This window comes from Sporacetigenium mesophilum DSM 16796, from assembly GCF_059569055.1.
Map to the genome: position 1 here is coordinate 40,987 of NZ_JCANUR010000008.1, position 21,340 is coordinate 62,326.

General features: G+C 30.7%; 21 protein-coding genes and 1 riboswitch. Of the genes, 20 read left to right on the plus strand and 1 reads right to left on the minus strand.

Annotated elements, in window-relative coordinates; genetic code table 11:
• Positions 1-10: 10 nt before the first annotated feature.
• On the plus strand, positions 11-1,003 hold the full coding sequence (locus tag BS62_RS08205; RefSeq protein ID WP_496490849.1) for an aldo/keto reductase: 993 nt from the start codon (positions 11-13) through the stop codon (positions 1,001-1,003).
• A gap of 121 nt (positions 1,004-1,124) precedes the next feature.
• On the opposite strand, the gene BS62_RS08210 is transcribed toward BS62_RS08205, so the two are convergent.
• Positions 1,125-1,532: a RusA family crossover junction endodeoxyribonuclease gene (locus tag BS62_RS08210; RefSeq protein WP_496490779.1), complete on the minus strand. Its 408-nt coding sequence runs from the start codon at positions 1,530-1,532 to the stop codon at positions 1,125-1,127.
• A gap of 64 nt (positions 1,533-1,596) precedes the next feature.
• On the opposite strand from BS62_RS08210, the gene queG reads away from it, so the two are divergent.
• The 19 genes from queG to BS62_RS08305 all read left to right on the plus strand — a co-directional run bounded on the left by queG (position 1,597) and on the right by BS62_RS08305 (position 21,333).
• Positions 1,597-2,502, plus strand: coding sequence for a tRNA epoxyqueuosine(34) reductase QueG (queG, locus tag BS62_RS08215; protein ID WP_496490780.1), 906 nt, complete (start codon positions 1,597-1,599; stop codon positions 2,500-2,502).
• A gap of 158 nt (positions 2,503-2,660) precedes the next feature.
• Positions 2,661-4,883 carry a Lon protease family protein gene (locus tag BS62_RS08220; protein WP_496490781.1) on the plus strand — a complete coding sequence of 741 codons (2,223 nt, stop codon included), beginning with the start codon at positions 2,661-2,663 and terminating at the stop codon, positions 4,881-4,883.
• A 124-nt stretch (positions 4,884-5,007) separates the two neighbouring features.
• Positions 5,008-5,289 (plus strand): DUF503 domain-containing protein, encoded by a 282-nt coding sequence (locus tag BS62_RS08225; RefSeq protein ID WP_496490782.1) that lies wholly within the window; start codon positions 5,008-5,010, stop codon positions 5,287-5,289.
• Between the two features lie 12 nt (positions 5,290-5,301).
• Positions 5,302-5,934, plus strand: coding sequence for an endonuclease III (gene nth, locus BS62_RS08230; protein WP_496490783.1), 633 nt, complete (start codon positions 5,302-5,304; stop codon positions 5,932-5,934).
• On the plus strand, positions 5,934-7,247 hold the full coding sequence (locus tag BS62_RS08235; protein WP_496490784.1) for a VanW family protein: 1,314 nt from the start codon (positions 5,934-5,936) through the stop codon (positions 7,245-7,247). Before nth ends, BS62_RS08235 begins: the two co-directional genes overlap by 1 nt.
• A gap of 113 nt (positions 7,248-7,360) precedes the next feature.
• Entirely contained in the window at positions 7,361-8,179 is an 819-nt protein-coding gene (locus tag BS62_RS08240; protein WP_496490785.1) for a Cof-type HAD-IIB family hydrolase, read from the plus strand.
• A gap of 9 nt (positions 8,180-8,188) precedes the next feature.
• A complete protein-coding gene (locus tag BS62_RS08245) occupies positions 8,189-9,331 on the plus strand; it encodes a DUF362 domain-containing protein (RefSeq protein WP_496490786.1) in 1,143 nt (380 codons plus the stop codon).
• Between the two features lie 11 nt (positions 9,332-9,342).
• Positions 9,343-9,813 (plus strand): tRNA (uridine(34)/cytosine(34)/5-carboxymethylaminomethyluridine(34)-2'-O)-methyltransferase TrmL, encoded by a 471-nt coding sequence (gene trmL, locus BS62_RS08250; protein WP_496490787.1) that lies wholly within the window; start codon positions 9,343-9,345, stop codon positions 9,811-9,813.
• An 87-nt stretch (positions 9,814-9,900) separates the two neighbouring features.
• The gene (locus BS62_RS08255; RefSeq protein ID WP_496490788.1) at positions 9,901-10,746 is read left to right on the plus strand and encodes a DegV family protein; all 846 of its coding nucleotides are present in this window, start codon (positions 9,901-9,903) and stop codon (positions 10,744-10,746) included.
• A 286-nt stretch (positions 10,747-11,032) separates the two neighbouring features.
• A riboswitch (glycine riboswitch) is annotated at positions 11,033-11,135 on the plus strand.
• Between the two features lie 91 nt (positions 11,136-11,226).
• The gene (locus BS62_RS08260; protein ID WP_496490789.1) at positions 11,227-11,601 is read left to right on the plus strand and encodes a GrdX family protein; all 375 of its coding nucleotides are present in this window, start codon (positions 11,227-11,229) and stop codon (positions 11,599-11,601) included.
• 20 nt (positions 11,602-11,621) lie between these two features.
• Positions 11,622-12,569 carry a thioredoxin-disulfide reductase gene (gene trxB, locus BS62_RS08265; RefSeq protein ID WP_496490850.1) on the plus strand — a complete coding sequence of 316 codons (948 nt, stop codon included), beginning with the start codon at positions 11,622-11,624 and terminating at the stop codon, positions 12,567-12,569.
• A 20-nt stretch (positions 12,570-12,589) separates the two neighbouring features.
• Entirely contained in the window at positions 12,590-12,907 is a 318-nt protein-coding gene (gene trxA, locus BS62_RS08270) for a thioredoxin TrxA (RefSeq protein WP_496490790.1), read from the plus strand.
• A 72-nt stretch (positions 12,908-12,979) separates the two neighbouring features.
• A complete protein-coding gene (locus tag BS62_RS08275) occupies positions 12,980-14,266 on the plus strand; it encodes a glycine/sarcosine/betaine reductase component B subunit (RefSeq protein ID WP_496490791.1) in 1,287 nt (428 codons plus the stop codon).
• A 33-nt stretch (positions 14,267-14,299) separates the two neighbouring features.
• Positions 14,300-14,779 (plus strand): glycine/sarcosine/betaine reductase complex selenoprotein A, encoded by a 480-nt coding sequence (gene grdA, locus BS62_RS08280; RefSeq protein WP_496490792.1) that lies wholly within the window; start codon positions 14,300-14,302, stop codon positions 14,777-14,779.
• A 25-nt stretch (positions 14,780-14,804) separates the two neighbouring features.
• On the plus strand, positions 14,805-16,115 hold the full coding sequence (gene grdB / locus BS62_RS08285) for a glycine reductase complex selenoprotein B (protein WP_496490793.1): 1,311 nt from the start codon (positions 14,805-14,807) through the stop codon (positions 16,113-16,115).
• Between the two features lie 71 nt (positions 16,116-16,186).
• Positions 16,187-17,719, plus strand: coding sequence for a glycine/sarcosine/betaine reductase complex component C subunit beta (gene grdC / locus BS62_RS08290; protein WP_496490794.1), 1,533 nt, complete (start codon positions 16,187-16,189; stop codon positions 17,717-17,719).
• 12 nt (positions 17,720-17,731) lie between these two features.
• Positions 17,732-18,913, plus strand: coding sequence for a glycine/sarcosine/betaine reductase complex component C subunit alpha (grdD, locus tag BS62_RS08295; protein ID WP_496490795.1), 1,182 nt, complete (start codon positions 17,732-17,734; stop codon positions 18,911-18,913).
• A 183-nt stretch (positions 18,914-19,096) separates the two neighbouring features.
• Positions 19,097-20,140 carry a BMP family lipoprotein gene (locus tag BS62_RS08300; RefSeq protein WP_496490796.1) on the plus strand — a complete coding sequence of 348 codons (1,044 nt, stop codon included), beginning with the start codon at positions 19,097-19,099 and terminating at the stop codon, positions 20,138-20,140.
• Between the two features lie 137 nt (positions 20,141-20,277).
• A complete protein-coding gene (locus BS62_RS08305) occupies positions 20,278-21,333 on the plus strand; it encodes a BMP family lipoprotein (protein WP_496490797.1) in 1,056 nt (351 codons plus the stop codon).
• Positions 21,334-21,340 lie beyond the last annotated feature (7 nt).

Consider the following 21,340-nt stretch of genomic DNA (forward strand, 5'->3'; position numbering starts at 1 on the left):
GGGGAATAGTATAATGAATTTTGGAAAGACGAATTTAAAAATAAGTAGAGTTGGCTTTGGTGGTATACCTATTCAAAGAATATCACAGGAAGATACAAATAAGGTAATAGATGAATTAAGAAAAAATAATATTAATTTTATAGATACAGCTAGAGGGTATACGGTAAGTGAAAAGTATATAGGAAATGCGATACAAGATGATAAGGATAATTGGATAATAGCTACTAAAAGCATGGCTAGAACATATGATGCTATGAAAGCTGATATAGAAACTAGCTTAAACAACCTAAAAAGAGATTATATAGATTTATATCAAATACATAACTTAAAGCCAGAAGAATGGGATAATATATTTGAAGAAGCATATAAAGCTCTAGTAGAAGCTAAGGAGTCTGGAAAAATAAAACATATAGGAATAACGAGCCATAGTTTAGATGTTATAGAGAAATCAATAGAAAGTGAGAAATTTGAAACTGTACAATATCCATATAATATAGTAGAGAATCAAGCTGATGAAACTTTTAAAAAAGCTCATGAAAAAAATATAGGTGTAATAGCAATGAAGCCATTAGCAGGTGGTGCAATAAGAGACGGAAAACTAGCTATTAAATATATTTTATCAAAGGATTATATAAATGTAGCTATACCAGGGATGGATAGTGCAGAACAAGTTTTGGAAAATACATCAGTTCTAAAGGACTTGACTTTAAATGAAGAAGATTTAAATAAAATAGATGAAATAAGAAGTTCTTTAGGAAATAGATTTTGTAGAAGATGTGAATATTGTATGCCTTGTCCTGTAGGTATAAATATACCTCAGAATTTCTTAATTGAAGGATATTACACTAGATATAATCTACAAGATTGGGCAAATGAAAGATATTCCGTATTAGACAAAAAAGCTAAGGATTGCGAAGAATGTGGATTATGTGAAACTAAATGTCCATATCAACTTCCAATAAGAGAAATGTTAAAAGATGTGTCTAAAATCTTAGATAAATAAACATAATAAAAACAGGGGGTTACCCCTGTTTTTATTTATTAGGAAATTATAATTTCCAACTTCTAAGCTTGAGCAACAGACCTGCTTTTCAAGGTCGTTGGCGACATGAGCGTAGCGATTTTTATTTATTTGATATAATTTGATAATCAACGCTATATTTAGAAATTGGATAAAGTTCTATTTCTACCCTAGGATTATCTTTGTCTATATAATCAAATAGCAAAACGGGTTTTAGTTGTTTATCATTTACAATTATTCCACTTTTCTCTATACCATCACATATACTTTTGGGATAGTTATGTAAATCCCCCATTTTCTTGTTTGGAAAATATAACTTTAAAATAGTTATAAGGTTTTCTTCAATTTGAGGTCCTTGATATTGCTGATTTATATACCCAGCTATCATATTTTCATAAGCTATATATTTTGAGTGTTTACCTTTTATAGGCATCCAAGATTGACCATGAATATTATGCAACTTAAAATTTGACTTGCTAATAGGTCTTCCAGGTACTATTATCTTAACCATACTATCACCATCCTTGTACTTTAAATATTATAGACCTAAAAATAAATTAAAGAAAGGGCAAATTATGGACAAGTATAAAATAAGAGATTATTGCAAATCTATAGATATAGATTATGTTGGCATAATAAAGGCAAAACCATTTGATGAACTAAGGGAGATTTTAAAAGAAAGAATTAAAAATGGATACTATACAGGTTTTGAAGAAGAAAATATAGAAAAAAGGGTAGACCCAAGAATTACTCTAGATAATGCAAAGTCAATTATTGTATGTGGGTTTCCGTATTATGTACTAGACATTGAAAACTCCAATATATCTAAATATACATATGGAAAGGATTATCATATAGTAGTAAATGAAAAACTAGAAAGCATATGTAAGTTTGTAGAAAGTAAAGTAGATGGATTTGAGTATATGTACTATACAGATACAGGTCCATTAGTAGATAGATATCTAGCAAATCTAGCTGGAATAGGTTATTTTGGAGTGAATAATAATATAATAAATGATGAATATGGCTCTTATATTTTCATAGGTTATATAATAAGTAATCATGACTTTTATGAATACGATAAACCATTAGATAAAACTTGTATAAAATGTGGAAAATGTATAAAAATGTGCCCTGGAAATGCAATACTAGGAAACTTCGAAATAAATCCTAAAAGATGTATATCATTTTTAACTCAAAAAAAAGAAGATTTATTAGAAGAAGAAACAAACATACTAAATAACAATAAAAAGGTATTTGGATGTGATATATGTCAAGAAGTATGTCCTCATAATAAAGACAAAAAAGTTACTAATATAGAAGAATTCAAAGAAAGTTTAATATATAATTTGGAGTACAATGAATTAGAGGATATGTCGAACAAAGAATTCAAAAGAAAATACGGAGATAGGTCGTTTAGCTGGAGAGGAAAAAAAATAATAATTAGAAATATGAATCTTATAAAAAAGTCTTCTGATTAACTATAATCAGGAGACTTTTAAATTTCCTACCTATAACTTGAGCAAGGTCCCATCTGGTCGTTGGCGAAATGAGCGCAGTGAGTTTTTTAAATTTTTTGCTAACATTGACATGCTATTATACATACTATGTATAAATCATAAAAAAGGAGGGGGATATTATGAAAAAATATAATACTACTGCAGAATTAACTTCATTAGAAGGTATATTAGGTCAAAAGGAAGCTACGAAGGCTATGGAATTTGGCTTAAAAATAGAAGACCCTGCCTATAATATATATTTAGCTGGAGAATCAGGAACTGGCAAAACTACTTATGCATTAGGGGTATTAAAACAACATGCAGAGGACAAACAAGACCATAAAGATTGGTGTTATGTATATAATTTTGAAAGCCCAAGAGATCCTATAGCTTTATCCTTTGAAAAAGGCATGGGTAAAGTATTTACAAAAGATATGGAAAAGTTAATTGAAACATTATTAGATGAATTAAGATCAGCATTTGAAAGTGAAGAATTTGAAATAGGTAAAAATCAAATAATAGATGAATATGAAATAGAAAAAGAAGCTTTAATTCAGCAAATTAAAAAATATGGAGAAGAAAAAGGATTTAAGCTTAAAAATAGTAAAATCGGTATGGTATTTACTCCAATAGATGAAGATATAGATACTACAAGTGAAGAATTTTATAAAGTGAAGAGGGAATTAGAGAATATATCTATACAATTAGTGTATAAAGTAAAAGATTTAGAAGATGAAGCTAAGGAAGCTATATTAGACCTAGAAGAGCAAATAGGTACGTATATAGTCGATCCTCATATAGAAGTTCTGATGAATAAATATGGAGAAGACGTAAAGGTTAAAGAATATATAAGTAATTTAAGAGATGATGTATTAGAGTATATATATCTATTTTATATGGATGAAGAAGACTTAAAAGATAAATACGATAAAAATCATTTCACAAGATATAAGGTAAATCTATTTGTAGATAATGGCGCAGATAGAAGCAGTTCTTCAGCACCAGTAATAGTGGAAGCAAACCCTAGTCCAAGTAATTTATTTGGTAAGGTAGAATATGACACGTATAATGGATCTTTAAAAACAGATTTTACTAAGATAATACCAGGTGCAGTACACAAAGCTAATGGGGGTTATTTAGTTTTATATGCAGACCAAATCTTAAGATATCCTATATCTTGGGATATGTTAAAGAGAACTATTCAATCAAAGAAAATAACTGTAGATACATTAACTGGAGTAAAGCCGGAAGCTATACCTATTGATATGAAAGTTATACTAATTGGAAACAGCTATCTGTATAATACCCTTTATAAATATGACAGTGAATTTAACAAGTATTTCAAAATACTTGTAGACTTTGAAAGTGATATGAATAAAAATGATGAAAACAAATTAGGAGTAGCAAGATTTGTTGCATCTTATTGTAATAAAAATAACTTAAAACACTTCACATATGATGCAGTTGAATCTTTATTAAAATATAGCTCTAGAATATTAGGTGATAATAATAAATTATCTACGAAATTTAATAAAATAGTTGAAATAATAGTGGAAGCTAATGCATTTGCAAGTATTAGAAAAGGAGAATTCGTAGATAAAGAAGATGTAAGTGAAGCTATATATGAGAGATGGAATAGACTCAATAAATGGGAAAAGAGAATAGATGAATCATATAAAAAAGGGTTTATATTACTAGCTACTGAAGGGAAAAAGGTAGGAGTAATAAATGGATTATCAGTTTTAAATATGGGCGAATATTCATTTGGTAGACCATCTGTAATAAGTGTTACTACAAGTCCAGGAAGCTCAGGGATAATAAATATAGAAAGAGAAGTAGATATGAGTGGACCTATACACAGTAAAGGGGTATTAATACTTGAAGGATATATATCAGAACAATTCTCCGAAAAGTGTCCTATATCATTAACTTCTCATATATGTTTTGAACAAAATTATGGTGGTGTAGATGGAGATAGTGCATCTGGAGCTGAATTATATGCTCTACTTTCAGCATTAAGTGGAGTTCCTATAAAACAAAATATAGCAGTTACAGGTTCTATAAATCAAAAAGGCGATGTTCAAGTAGTGGGTGGAGTAACAGAAAAAATAGAAGGATTTTACTCTATTTGCAAACGAAATGGCTTGACAGGGGATCAAGGAGTGATACTACCAAAAAATAACTTGCAAAACTTAGTATTAATAGATGAAGTTCAAGAAGCTATAGACAGTGGTAAATTTCATATATACCCAGTTGATAGAATAGAAGAAGCTATACAAATATTAACTGAAAAATCATTTAGTGAAATAAAAGAATTAGTTATTGCAAAGTTAGTTAAATACCATGAAATGAATAAAGCTTAATTTTTAAAAAAGAAAAATAGCTCTTATGAGCTATTTTTTTCTTTTTTTTGCAGTAAATAAATTGTATAGCTATGTTAAATACTATAAATATAAAATGTTTCATAAAAGTGTGTGGAGGATAAATATGATAATAGGTAGTTGTGAAATAGAATTAATCATATATAACGCAAATTCTCTAAAAGAAAAAAGACATGTTATAAAAAGTATAATAGAAAGGCTTAAAAATAGATTCAATATATCTATTTGTGAAGTAGGAGAGAACGATAAATGGCAAAAAAGTATAATAGGTTTATGTACCTTGTCTAATTCTTCTAAATTAGTAAATGAAACTATAGATAAAATAATAAGTTTTATAGACAATGATGATAGAATTGAAATAATAAATATACAAAGAGAGACTTTGTAAGGGGGAGATCTTATGAAAAAAGTAAATGAGATACTAGATATTTTAGAAGAAACTTTTCCAGATGCAGAATGCGAGCTAAACTACAAAACACCATTTGAGTTATTAATAGCTACAATTTTATCAGCCCAATGTACAGATGTTAGAGTAAATATAATTACAAGTGAACTTTTTAAAAAATATAATACACCTTATGACTTTGCAAATTTAGAAATAGAAAAGTTGGAAAATATGATAAGAAGTTGTGGATTATATAAAAGCAAATCACAAAAAATAATAAGTACATCTAAGGATATAATAGAAAAGTATAATGGAGAAGTTCCTAGAAGTTTAGATGAATTGACGAAGCTTGCTGGAGTAGGAAGGAAAACAGCAAATGTAGTTTTAAGCAATGCTTTTGGTGAAGATACTATAGCTGTAGACACTCATGTATTTAGAGTTGCAAATAGAATAGGTATAGTCAAAACAACTAATCCTGAAAAAACAGAATTTGAACTTATGAAGGCTATACCTAAAAGTAGGTGGTCTAGGGCACATCACTTGCTTATATTTCATGGAAGACGAATATGTAAAGCGAGAAACCCAGAGTGTAGCAAATGCCCTATAAAGGAATATTGTAATTACTATAAAAAAGGAGATGGATCTTAATGAAAAAATCGATTATTATTGTAGTTTTTACAATTTGTATACTTTTATCTAGTTTCAATATATATAGTTATGGCTATAACAGTAATGAAAAGATATATAAAAATGTATATATAGGAAATATAGATGTTGGAGGGTTAACTAAAGATGAGGCTTTACAAAGATTAGCTGAGTACAATGAAAACAAACAAATAAATTTAATCTATGATAATAAAGTATTTACTTTAAATTCAAAAGATATAAGTTATAACTACGAAATAAAAAAGAATATAGAACAAGCATATAATATAGGTAGAGATAATGGATATATAGCTAATATAAAAAAGGTTTGGGATTTAAATAGAAAGTCAAAAGAAGTAATAAATATAACTAGTAAATATGATTCAAATAAATTAAAAAATTATATAGACAACATAAATAAATCTTTAAGCAAAGAACCTATAAATGCAAAAATAAGCACTAGAGATGGAAATATAAATATAACTCCACATAGTGATGGAGCAAAAGTAAACTTTGATAACTTAGAAAAAACAATAGTTGATAATTTAAATTCTAGAAATTATGAAGATGTAATAATTCCTGTAGATGTAATAAGTCCAAATATTAATAGCAATTATCTATCTCAAATAAATACAGTACTTGGAAGATATGAAACGAAATTTAATGATAAAGTAGAAGGTAGGTCTTATAATATAAAATTAGGAACATATAAAGTAAATGGAATCCTTTTAAATCCTGGAGAAGAATTTTCTTTTAACAGGTTAACTGGAAAAAGAGGAATAAATCAAGGCTTTAAGGAAGCACCTGTTATAATCAATGGAGAACTAGAAGACGGTATAGCAGGCGGAATATGTCAAGTATCATCTACACTATATAATTCTGTACTGTACTCAGGATTACAGATAACGCAAGTTAGGAACCATTCAATACCTAGTTCCTATGTTGAAAAAGGAAGAGATGCTACTTTAGTATACGGTATAATAGATTTAAAATTTAAAAATAATTATTCTCATCCAGTATATATTGAAAATATAGTAAATAAGAATAAGGTTATATCTAATGTATATGGAAATATAAAAGATAAAGTAAATATAAAAGTAGACACAGAGGTTATTAAAACTATACCTAATAAAGTAGTTTTTGAAACTGATAAAACACTTTCTAAAGGAGAAGAAATAGTAAAAGAAAAAGGTAGGTTAGGATATAGAATAAATACTTATAGAATTTACAGTCAAAATGAAAAAGTAATTAAAAAAGAACTTATTGCACAAAATTATTATCCTCCTAAAAATAAGGTAATACTAAAAGGTGAATAAAAAAGAAATTAATCTCCTATTTCTTAATTCAAAGATAGGAGATTAATTGTTTTTTAGTTGATTTTGTATTAAAATAAAAACTTAAATGCACAGAAAATATGAGGTGATATTATATGGATTACAAATTAATAGTTACAGATATGGATGGAACTTTGCTTAGTAATCACCATGAAGTAAGTGAAGAAAATAGAGAAGCTCTAAAGAAGGCTATAGCCAAAGGGGTAAAGGTAGCTATAGCTACTGGAAGAATATATACATCAGCTAGAAATTATGCAAAATTGCTAGATATAAATACTCCAATAATAGCTTGCAATGGAGCCCTTATAAGAGAAAATGGTACAGAAAATGTTATATATGAAAATAAGATAGAAAACAATTCTTGTATAAAAATAATAGATATACTTGATAAATATAATATATTTTATCAATTTTATAGTGCTGATACATTATATTGCAAAGAATTAAATCATTCTTCTTTAAAATATTATGAGTTTAACAAATCAATTTCAGAAGACATGAGAATAAATATAGTAATAGATAACAACCTAGAAGAAAGTATAAAAGATAAGGATATATTAAAGGTTATAATTATAGATGAAGACAAAGATATATTAAAGAAAATAAAAGAAGAACTAAGAGATATTGATAATATAGAGCTATGCAGTTCTTGGCATAACAATATAGAAATAATGAACAAAGGTGTAAATAAAGGACATGCAGTTAAAAGGCTTGCAGAGTTTTTAGGAATAAATAGGGAAGAAATAATAACTTTTGGTGATAACTATAATGATTTAAGTATGATAGAGTATGCAGGTATGGGTGTAGCCATGGGAAATGCAGAGGATTTGGTAAAAGAAAAGGCAAATTATATTACCGATAAAAATACAGAAAGTGGAGTTGCAAAAGCTTTGAATAAACTACTAGATATATAGGGGGCTATAATGAAGAAAGTTTCCATAAGAGAATGTAATGATTATATATATGAAGATATAAAAATCTCATTTAATAAAATGCTTGATGATATAGGCGGTCTTGAAAAATACATAGAAAGAGGAAGCAAAGTTTTAATAAAATTAAATCTTTTAATGAAGAAAAGGCCAGAAGAAGCTACAACTACACATCCATTAGTTTTAAAAGCATTAGCAGAAGAACTTTTAAAATTAGATTGTGAAGTTATAGTAGGAGATAGCCCTGGTGGGCCGTACACAGAAAAAATTCTAAAAGGTGTATATAAAGCTTGTGGAATTGAAGATATAGCAAATGAATTAGATATTAAGTTAAATTACGATACATCTGAAGTAAAGGTTGAAAATAAAGAAGGTAAAATACTAAAATACCTCACTGTAATAAAACCTGTAGAAGATGCAGATTACGTTATATCTCTTTGTAAGCTTAAAACACATGTAATGGCTACGTATACTGGAGGAGTAAAAAACTTATTTGGTGTAGTGCCTGGAATGTCAAAAGCTGAATATCACTTTAAAATGCCCGATCTAAAGGATTTTACCGATGCATTAGTAGATATATGTGAATATGTAAAACCCACATTAACAATAATGGATGGGATAATAGGTATGGAAGGTGAAGGGCCATCAGCTGGAATACCTAGAAAGGTGGGTTTACTTATAGGATCATCTAATCCATATGCTTTAGATGTTGTTGGATGTAAAATAATAAATTTAGCCCCTAATACTGTTCCTACAGTACAACGAAGTTTAGAAAGAAAACTTTTAAAAGAGGATTTCTCTGATATAATTATAGTTGGTGAAAAGCTTGAAGATAAAATAATAAAAGATTATAAAATTCCTAAAAATAGAAATATAAACTTTTTTAAAGGAAAAATGCCTAAAGTATTTGAACAATATATAACTTTATTCTTTACTCCAAAACCTGCAATAAGATATGAGGATTGCGTTAAGTGTGGAGAATGCGCAAGAGTTTGTCCTGCTAAAACTATATATATGAATGATAAAGGGCCTAATATAAATTTAAATTCTTGTATAAGATGTTATTGTTGTCATGAACTGTGCCCCAAAAAAGCAATTGATGTAAAAAGACCTTTTGTATTTAGACACATAAAATAAGGAGTGATAATATGGCTTTAAATATAGTACTTGTAGAACCTGAAATACCTCAAAATACAGGAAACATAATAAGAACTTGTGCAGCAACTAAATCTAAACTTCACTTAGTTAGACCATTAGGGTTTTCTATGGATGACAAATATTTAAAAAGATCAGGTCTAGATTATTTAGACTTAGTAGATATACAATACTATGATAGCTTTGATGAATTAAAACAAAAAAATCCAGAAGGAAAATTTTTTTATGGTACTACTAAGGTAAAACAAACTCATTCAGATGTGGAGTATGAAGATAATTGTTTTTTAGTATTTGGAAAAGAAACCAAAGGACTTCCTGAAGACTTAATAAAAGCAAATTTAGACACTTGTATAAGAATACCTATGCTAAATATTGAGAGAGCTAGGTCTCTGAATTTATCTAACTCAGTAGCCATAGTAGTATATGAAGCATTAAGACAACTAGATTATCCTGGTATGAGATAATAGTGTAGAATTACCAAGGAGTAATAAATTAAATATTGAATATATATAATATGAGTAAATAATTAATATATAGAGGGAGATTACACAATGAGTAATATAAAAGTTGTATGTGATAGTTTATCAGACATACCAAAAACTTTAATAGGTGAATACGATATAGATATCGTTCCTCTAACTATTATAATTGATGGACAAGAATATAAAGATGGAATAGATATATCCATAAATGAATTTTATACAAAACTTAGAACTGAAAAAGTTATACCAAAAACTTCTCAAGCTACATACATCCAATTCAAAGAGGTCTTCGATAAACATGTAAAATATGGAAAAACTGTATTATACATTGGTGGATCATCTGTAGCATCGGGAACGTATCAATCCGGAATTATGGCTAAAAACGATATTGATGGAGAGATATACACTTTTGATACTATGAGTTTTTCTTATGGTGCTGGTATGCAGGTTGTTCAAGCTGCAAAAATGGCTAAAGAAGGAAAAAATATAGAAGATATATTAAATGAACTAAAAATAATGAGAGATAAAATGAATGTTATATTTTCTGTAGATACGCTAGAATATCTACAAAAGGGTGGTCGAATATCTTCTACTAAGGCTGCAATAGGGACTATGTTAAACATAAAACCTATTTTAGAAGTGAAAGATGGATTGGTTACAAACATAGCTCAAGTTAGAGGAAAAAGAAATGTTATCTCCAAAATTATAGAGCTAGTTAAAGAAAGAGGAGGAACAAGCCTTAGTGATAAAACAATTGGTATTGGCCATGGAGACAACCAAGAAGAGCTAGAAAAATTAAAGGAAATTATACAAAAAGAGATAAATCCAAAAGATATAGTCGTGGTAGATGTAGGAACGTCTATAGGAACTCACGCAGGTCCTGGAGTAATGGGTATATTTTATATAAAAGAATAATAAATGAACCTTATAATATATATTATAAGGTTCATTTATTATGTTTATAATATATATATTTGTCGAAAAGATATTTATTATTTTAAGAAGGAGATTATATTAAAAAGGCGAAATTATATCATAAGTGTGAAAAGATAATTTAATTTAGTCATAAATATTGAATTATTATAATAGAATAGATTGTAGGTTTTAAAATACAAAAAAAAATAAAAAATTAACAAAATTGTATTGAATAAAAAAATTAAAAATTGTATAATTATGGTATAGAAAAGCGAAAACAGTCTGATAGAAGGATATAGAAGAGAGCCTAAGGGCCGCCGAAGGGACAAACTTAAATTTCTCCCAAGAAATTAAGTGAAATTCTCAGGCAAAAGGACTATATCTGGACAGAACCCTGGAATAAACAGGGAAAACAAATTGGGAATTTGTTTTCCCTGTTTTTTTATTGAAGACAACTTAAGGAGAAGCGAGGTGTTTTAGGTGAAAGTATTAACAAATAATCCTCTTGTTAGAGATAGTAATTTAAATAAAGATATTGAGTTTTTAGAGGAAGATTATATAGGTATACTTAAAATATGTAGAGATTACATACACTCTGGATACAGGCTACTATCTCATCCACTTTACGGAAGTGTAAAACCGAATGAAACACCATATAGGACTATAATATTAAAGCATGATAAGGACTTAGATATTAATTCTGTGATGTTGATAGAAGAAGCTTTAAGTACGGCTACAAAATTCAGAGGGAATTTTGATACACCAAAATGGCCTCTGAATATAATAGAGGACTTCCAAGTAGTAGACTTTGATATATTCAAAAACACAATAGAAAGAATTGAGTATGTAATATAAAAGGAGGAGGGCTTATGGAGATGCAAAATGTATATGATGTAATAATAATAGGTGCGGGCCCAGCAGGTTTAGCATCAGGTCTTTATGGAGCAAGAGCTAAAATGAAGACTCTAATAATAGAAAAAGATAAAACAGGTGGTCAAATAGTTACAACTGATGAAGTTGCAAATTACCCAGGTTCTATACCAGATGCTACAGGTCCAAGCTTAATCGCTAGAATGGTTGAGCAATGCAAAGAATTTGGAGCAGAAATGATAAAAGATACTATACTAGACACAGATCTAGAATCAGATATAAAGGTTTTAAAAGGAGAAAAAGGGGAATATAGAGCTAAATCTATAATAATAGCTACTGGTGCTAGTCCAAGAAAGTTAGGAGTTCCAGGAGAAAAAGAGCTAACAGGTAAGGGTGTATCATATTGTGCAACTTGTGATGCAGATTTCTTCACAGACTTTGAAGTATTTGTAATAGGTGGTGGAGATACTGCAATTGAAGAAGGAATGTACTTAACTAAGTTCGCCAGAAAAGTAACAATAGTACATAGAAGAAATGAGTTTAGATGTGCAAAGTCTATAGAAGAAAAAGCTAAAAGAAACTCTAAAGTAGAATTCTTATTAGATACAGTTGTTAAAGAAGTAAAAGGCGATGGGATACTAGAGTCTGTAGTATTTGAAAACACTAAAACTGGTGAGGTATTTGAATATCAAGCTGATGAAGAAGATGGAACAATGGGAGTATTTGTATTTGTAGGATTCTTACCACAAACTAGTTTATTTAAAGGAAAAATAACTTTAAATGAATCAGGGTACGTATTAACTGATCCAGACATGAAAACAAATATACCAGGAGTATTTGCGGCTGGGGATTGTAGAGAAAAATCTTTGAGACAGGTAGTTACTGCTACTGCTGATGGTGCAATAGCCGTTGTAGCAGCAGAGAAATATATAGAGTCAAAATTTGAACACTAATATCAAAGGAGGTATTTAATATGTTTGTACTTGATAAAGAAATTTTTGAAGAAGAAGTATTAAAAGCTGAAGGGTTAGTTTTAGTTGACTATTGGAGTGATGGTTGTGAGCCATGTAAGGCTTTATTACCAGATATAGAAGCATTATCAGAAGTTTATGGAGATAAAGTTAAATTCTGTAAACTAAACACAACTGGAGCTAGAAGGCTAGCTATATCACAAAAAGTATTAGGATTGCCTACAATAGCTATGTACAAAGAAGGACAAAAAATAGATGAGGTAACTAAAGATGATGCTAGCAAAACTAGCATAGAAGAAATGATAAAGAAACATATATAATTACTTAAGTTAAAAAAATTTGAGAACAATTCAGTTCTTAACTTTTAAAATAAATACTAGGAGGTGCACCAAATGCGTCTTGAATTAGGAAATATCTTCATAAATGATGTGAAATTCGCTGATGCAACTAAGGTTGAAAATGGCGTTTTATATATCAACAAAGAAGAAATGATAAGAGAAATTGGTGGAGATGAGCACATAAAGTCAATAGACCTAGAATTAGCTCATCCAGGAGAAAGTGTAAGAATAACTCCTGTTAAAGATGTTATAGAACCAAGAGTAAAAGTAGAAGGTAATGGTGGAATATTCCCAGGAATACTTTCTAAGGTTGATACAGTAGGAGAAGGTAGAACTCATGCATTAAAAGGTATGGCTGTTGTAACTACTGGTAAAATAGTTGGCTTCCAAGAAGGTATAGTAGATATGACTGGACCTGGAGCTGAATATACTCCATTCTCTAAACTGCACAATGTAGTGGTAATAGCTGAACCAGTTGATGGATTAAAGCAATATGACCATGAAAAAGCTGTTAGAATGATAGGATTCAAAGCTGCTAGATATTTAGGAGAAGCTGCTAGAAATGTTAATCCAGATGAAGTAAAAGTTTATGAAACTAAACCTTTAATGGAATCTGTAAAAGAATATCCAGAGCTTCCTAAGGTTGGATATGTTTATATGTTACAAACTCAAGGATTACTACATGATACATATGTATACGGTGTAGATGCAAAGCAAATAGTTCCTACTTTATTATATCCAACTGAATTAATGGACGGTGCAATAGTAAGTGGTAACTGTGTTTCTGCTTGTGATAAGAACCCAACTTATGTTCACTTAAATAACTCTGTAGTAGAAGACTTATACGCAGGACACGGAAAAGATTATAACTTCGTAGGCGTTATCATAACAAATGAAAACGTTTACTTAGCAGATAAAGAAAGATCTTCTAACTGGACTGCTAAGTTAGCTAAGTACTTAGGATTAGACGCAGTTATAGTTTCTCAAGAAGGATTTGGTAACCCAGATACTGACCTTATAATGAACTGTAAGAAAATAGAAATGGAAGAAATAAAAACTGTTATAGTTACAGATGAGTATGCTGGTAGAGACGGTGCTTCTCAATCATTAGCAGATGCTGATGTTAGAGCAAATGCAGTTGTTACTAATGGTAATGCAAATGAAGTAATAGTTCTTCCAAAAATGGATAAAATTATTGGTCATATAAATGTAGTAGATGTTATAGCTGGAGGTTTCGCTGGAAGCTTAAGAGAAGATGGAAGTATAGAAGTAGAAATACAAGCTATAACTGGTGCAACAAATGAAACAGGATTTGGTTATTTAACTAGTAAGGGATTCTAATAAAAATAAAAATTTCAATAGGAGGATATAGTTATGAGCTTATTAACTAATAAAAAGGTCATAATAGTTGGAGACCGTGATGGTATTCCAGGACCTGCAATAGAAGAATGTATAAAAACTGTAGACGGAGCTGAAGTAGTTTTTTCTTCAACAGAATGCTTTGTCTGAACTGCTGCTGGGGCTATGGACTTAGAAAACCAAAAGAGAGTTAAAGATTTTGCTGACAAATTTGGCGCAGAAAATCTTGTGGTTGTTCTAGGTGCATCTGAAGCTGAAGCTGCTGGTCTAGCAGCTGAAACTGTTACTGCAGGAGATCCTACTTTCGCAGGACCTTTAGCAGGAGTAGAATTAGGATTAAGAGTGTTCCACGTTGTAGAACCTGAAATGAAAGATTCATTTGATGCAGGTGTATATGATGATCAAGTAGGTATGATGGAAATGGTTATAGATGTAGATTCTATAGTAGATGAAATGAAAAATATAAGAGGCCAATTCTGCAAGTTCAACGACTAATGAAAAGTTGAAAGGAGGGAAATTTATGGAAAAATTAAGAGTAGTTCATTATGTAAATCAGTTCTTTGCTGGTATAGGTGGAGAAGAGAAGGCTGACACTAAGCCACATGTAGCTGATGAGTTACCTCCAATAAGTAAACAACTAAACCAATTACTAGGAGATAATGCTGAAATAGTTGCTACAGTGGTATGTGGAGACTCATACTTTAACGAAAATATTGAAAGTGCTTCTAAAGAAGTATTAGATATGATAAAAGGCTTCAATCCTGAGTTATTTATATCAGGACCTGCATTTAATGCAGGTAGATACGGAGTTGCAGCTGGTAGTATAGCTACAACTGTTCAAAGTGAATTAAATATACCTGTATTAACTGCAATGTACGTAGAAAATCCAGGGGCAGATATGTTTAAGAAAGATGTATACATAGTTGAAACAACTGACTCTGCAGCAGGTATGAGAAAAGCTCTTCCAGCAGTAGCTAAATTTGCATTAAAGTTAGCTAAAAATGAAGAGTTAGGATCTCCAGCTGAAGAAGGTTATATGGCTAGAGGAATAAGAAAGAACTTCTTCTCAGATAAGAGAGGATCTCAAAGAGCTGTTGAGATGCTTGTAAAGAAAATAAAAGGCGAGGAATTTACTACTGAATATCCAATGCCAAACTTTGATAGAGTTGATCCAAGCCCAGCTATAAAAGATATATCAAAAGCTAAAATAGCTATAGTTACATCTGGTGGTATAGTTCCAAAAGGAAACCCAGATAGAATAGAGTCTTCATCAGCTTCTAAATACGGAAAATACAGCATATCTGGTTTTGGCGATTTAACAGAAGCAACTCATGAAACTGCTCATGGTGGATATGATCCAGTTTATGCAAATATAGACTCTGATAGAGTAATACCAGTTGACGTATTAAGAGATATGGAGAAGGAAGGTAAAATAGGAGAACTATTTGAATACTTCTATACAACTGTTGGTAATGGTACTGCAGTTAAAAGTTCTAAACAATTCGCAGCTGAAATAGGAAAAGAATTAATAGAAGCTGGCGTAGATGCAGTTATATTAACTTCTACGTGAGGTACTTGTACACGTTGCGGTGCAACGATGGTAAAAGAAATAGAAAGAACAGGTATACCTGTGGTTCACATGTGTACTGTAGTTCCAATATCACTTACAGTTGGTGCAAACAGAATAGTTCCAACAATAGCAATACCTCATCCACTAGGTAACCCATCATTAGATGCTAGTGAAGAAAAATCATTAAGAAGAGGCTTAGTAGAAAAAGCGTTAAAAGCTTTAACTACTGAAGTAGATGGCCAAACGGTATTTGAAAATTAATGAGATAGATGGGCTTTTGCCCATCTATTGTAATATATAAAACTTTTTAAAAAAATTTGGGGGTGCAAAAGATGACTTATCCAGTTTTAAAGGGAGCTAGCTACATATTAGTACATACTCCAGATATGATAGTACATAATGGAAGTACTTGTAGTATGGAAAGACATGCTAATCCTAATTCAGACTTATTAAAAGAAATTAATAACCATATAAGAAGCTATGAAGAGGTAGTAAATTACTTACCAAATCAAGTGTACATAGGAAACATAAAACCTGAAGAATTAAGACATCATCAAATGCCTTGGTTTGATAAGAAAATAGAAGGTTCAAGAGATGGTAAATTTGGGGAAATAATGCCTCAAGATGAGTTTTTAGCACTTATGAAAATGTCAGATGCATTTGACTTAGTTAAGTTATCTGAAGATTTTATAAATGAAGTAAAACCTAAAATGGAATCAAATTATGATATGCTTGCTCCTTATCATGCAAGTTTAAAGTCAGATAATTTAGATGAGATAAAAAAATTAGTTGAAGATCATGTAGCTGAAGGCTTATACCATAACAAACAACTAGTAGGTTGTGTTAAGGCAGCTCATGATGTAGACGTTAACTTAAACGCACATACAATGCTTGAAAATTTAGTAGTTAAAGCATCTGGAGTTTTATCTGCTGTACAATTAGTTAAAAAAACTGGTGTTGATCCACTTAGCATAGAATATGTAATAGAGTGCTCTGAAGAAGCATGTGGAGATGTAAATCAAAGAGGCGGAGGAAACTTTGCAAAATCTATAGCTGAAATGGCAGGACTTAAGAATGCTACAGGATCAGATACAAGAGGGTTCTGTGCAGCACCTACTCATGCATTAATACAAGCATCAGCACTTGTAAAATCAGGAATATTCGAAAATGTTATGGTAGTTGCTGGTGGAGCTACAGCAAAACTAGGTATGAATGCAAGAGACCATATCAAGAAAGGTATGCCAGTTCTTGAAGATGTAGTAGGTGGATTTGCTGTATTAGTTTCTAAAAATGATGGAGTAAACCCTATAATAAGAACTGATTTAGTTGGAAAACATACGGTTGGTACAGGATCTTCTCCACAAGCAGTTATGACAGCTTTAATAACAGACTCTATAGATAAAGCAGGTCTTAAAGTAACTGATATAGATAAATATTCTGTAGAAATGCAAAATCCAGATATAACTAAACCTGCAGGAGCAGGAGATGTGCCAGAAGCTAACTATAAGATGATAGCTGCTTTAGCTGTTAAAAGAGGAGATTTACAAAGATCTGAACTAGTTAGCTTTGTTGAAAAACATGGACTTCCAGGATGGGCTCCTACTCAAGGACATATACCATCAGGAGTTCCATATGTAGGATTTGCTATAGAAGATTTAACTAGCGGAGATGCAAATAGAGCTATGTTTGTAGGTAAAGGAAGCTTGTTCTTAGGACGTATGACTAATTTATTCGACGGAGTATCTTTCATAGTAGAGAGAAATACTGGAGTAGCTGAAAATGAAGGCGGCGCTTCTAAAGACGAAATAAAGAAAATGATAGCACAAGCAATGAAGAAATTAGCATTAGATATGTTAGAAGATTAGGGGGTGATCTTAATGGCTAATAATAATGCTGCAAATAGAGCAATTGCAGATACCTTCTTAGAAATAGCTAATGCCATCGAAAGTGGTGAATTTGGTAAAAAAATAAGAATTGGATTAACTACTTTAGGAAGTGAGCATGGGGTTTCAAATTTAGTAAATGGAGCTCATTTAGCTAAGTCTTCTCAATTTGAAATAGTTTTAATAGGTAAAAAGGTAGAAACTGAATTAGAAGTAGTTGAAGTTCAAAGTGAAGAAGAAGCTCATAAAAAAATGGAAGAATTACTAGATTCAGGGTATATAGATGCTTGTGTAACTATGCATTATAATTTCCCTATAGGGGTTTCTACAGTAGGTAGAGTTGTAACTCCTTCTAGAGGGACTGAAATGATACTTGCAACTACTACAGGAACTTCAGGAACTAACAGGATAGAAGCTATGGTAAAGAATGCTATATATGGAATAATAACTGCTAAATCTGTAGGAATAAAAGATCCTAAGGTAGGTATATTAAATGTTGATGGTGCTAGACAAGTTGAAAGAGCATTAAAACAGTTAAAAGAAAATGGATATGATATAAGCTTCGCTGAGTCTATAAGAGCAGATGGCGGAAGCGTAATGAGAGGAAATGACTTATTAGCAGGTGCGGCTGACGTTATGGTTACAGATACATTAAGTGGTAACATATTTATGAAGGTATTTTCTTCTTTCAATACAGGTGGAGACTATGAAGCTATGGGTTATGGATATGGTCCTGGTATAGGAGAAAATTATGATAGAAATATACTTATATTATCAAGAGCATCAGGTACTCCTGTAGTTGCAAATGCAATTAAATATGCTTATGATATAGTTAAAGGAAATATAAATAATGTATCTAAATCTGAATTTGAAGCTGTTAAAAAAGCAAAATTCGATGATGTTATAAATTCTATAACTAAAAAAGAAAGCAAACCAAGTCAAGATAATGAAGAGATTACTGCTCCAGAAAAAGAAGTAGTTGTTTATTCAATATCTGGTATAGATATAATGGATTTAGAAGATGCTGTTAAAGTTTTATGGAAAAACGGAGTATATGCAGAAAGCGGTATGGGCTGTACAGGGCCTATAGTGTTAGTAAATGAAGCTAAATCTGAAGTAGCACTTGATATATTAAGAAAAGCAGGATATGCATCTCAAGAAAAAACTGGATGCTAGATTTTCAACTAAAGGATGCCTTAATTTACAAGGCATCCTAATTTTATTTTAAATTATATAAAATTATCAAGATTTAAAAAAATATTTTTGGGTACAAAAATAAAAGTATAGATAAAGTTGTCAGATTATTGTAAAATATTTATAGAATATTTTTGGTAAATATAAGAAATAGGGAGGGTACATATGAAATTGAAAAAGTTATTATCATTAGGGTTAGCTACAATTTTAGCAAGTTCTTTACTAGTTGGATGTAGTACTAACACAGAAAAAACCACTACTGGTTCAGACGAAGCTTTAAAAGTTGCTATGGTTACAGATGTAGGTGGAGTAAATGACCAATCATTTAACCAATCAGCATGGGAAGGATTACAAAAAGCTAAAAAAGAATTAGGTGCAGATATTAAATACTTAGAATCTACTCAAGATGCTGATTACGCACCAAATATAGAAACTTTAGTAGATGAAGATAACGATTTAATAATAGGTGTTGGATACAAAATGGCAGATGCTATACTTGAAGCTGCTGAAAATTATCCAGAACAAAACTTTGCTATAATAGATCATGATTATTCTGGTGATGGAAAAGAAATACCTAAAAATATCAATTGTATATTATTTAATGAGCAAGAAGCATCATATTTAGTGGGATTAATAGCTGGAAAAATGAGTCAAACTGGTAATGTTGGATTTATAGGTGGTATGAAATCTCCAGTTATAGAAAGATTCCAATATGGATATATGGCAGGGGTAGAAGCTGCTAATCCTGAAACTCAAGTAGCAATACAATATGCAAACTCATTTACAGATGCAGCAAAAGGTAAATCTATAGCTAATCAAATGTATTCTCAAGATTCTGATATAATATTCTCTGCAGCAGGGAACGTTGGAACAGGAGCTATAGAAGCAGCTAAAGAGCAAAATAAATATGCAATAGGCGTTGATAGAGATCAAAATGATTTAGCTCCAGACAATGTTATAACTTCAGCGATGAAGAGAGTTGATACTGCAGTTTACAATACAGTTAAAGCTTTAAAAGATGGTAAATTTGAAGGTGGTAAGGCTAGTATTTATGGATTAAAAGAAGATGGTGTGGGTATAGCTCCAACTACAAGCAAAAACGTTGCTCCAGATGTATTAGACTTTGTTAATGCAGAAGGAGAAAAGATAAAGAGCGGTGAAATAAAAGTTCCAGCAGATGAAAAAGAATATAAAGCGATGAAAAAATAGATATTAAAAAATCCTAGTATTATATGCTAGGATTTTTTTTGCTTTAAATTCAAAATACTTCAAATATGAATAAAAAAGTATATTATGCAAATTATATATTCGTATATATAAATTACATATTTGAGGAGGTATTTATAGTGAAACTCAAAAGAATATTATCGCTAGGGACAGCATTTGTTTTATCTGCGTCTTTAATGATTGGATGTCAAAATGGTGGAAAAGATAATAAAGGAAATGCAGATGAAAAGGCAGGAGAGATATTAAAAGTAGGTATGGTTACAGACGTTGGTGGGGTAAACGATCAATCATTTAACCAATCTTCTTGGGAAGGTTTACAAAGGGCAAAAAAGGAATTAAGCGTAGATGTTAAATATCTAGAATCAAATCAAGATGCAGATTATGTTCCAAACTTAGAGACTTTAGTAGATGAAGAATACGACTTAATAATAGGTGTTGGATTTAAAATGGCAGAAGCTGTAAAAGAAGCTGCTGAAAATTATCCTGACTATGAATTTGCTATAGTTGACTATGATTATGAAGCTGAAGGCCAAGAAACACCTGAAAACGTAAACTGTTTAGTATTTAATGATCAAGAAGCTTCGTACTTAGTTGGATTAATAGCTGGAAAAATGACAAAAACAAATAATGTAGGATTTATAGGAGGAATGGAAGTTCCTGTTATACAAAAGTTTAGATATGGATATGAATACGGTGTAAAGGCTGCCAATCCAAATGCTAAAACAATGATTCAATATGCTAACTCATTTAGTGATGCTGCAAAAGGTAAATCTATAGCAAATCAAATGTATGGAAATGGAGCAGATATCATATTTACAGCAGCAGGTAATGTAGGAACCGGGGCTATAGAATCGGCTAAAGAAACTAAGAAGTACGCTATAGGTGTAGATAGAGATCAAAATGATCTAGCTCCAAACAACGTTATAACTTCAGCGATGAAGAGAGTCGATGTTGCTGTATATAATGTTGTTAAAGATTTAAAAGAAGGAAACTTCAACGGAGGTAAGACTACTGTATATGGATTGAAAGAAGATGGTGTTGGTGTAGCTCCAACTTCAGATAAAAACGTGCCAAAAGATGTATTAGATTATGTAAATAAAGAAGCGGATAAAGTTAAAAATGGTGAAGTAAAAGTTCCTGGAACGAAAGCAGAGTACGACAAAGCTGGTAAATAATAATATT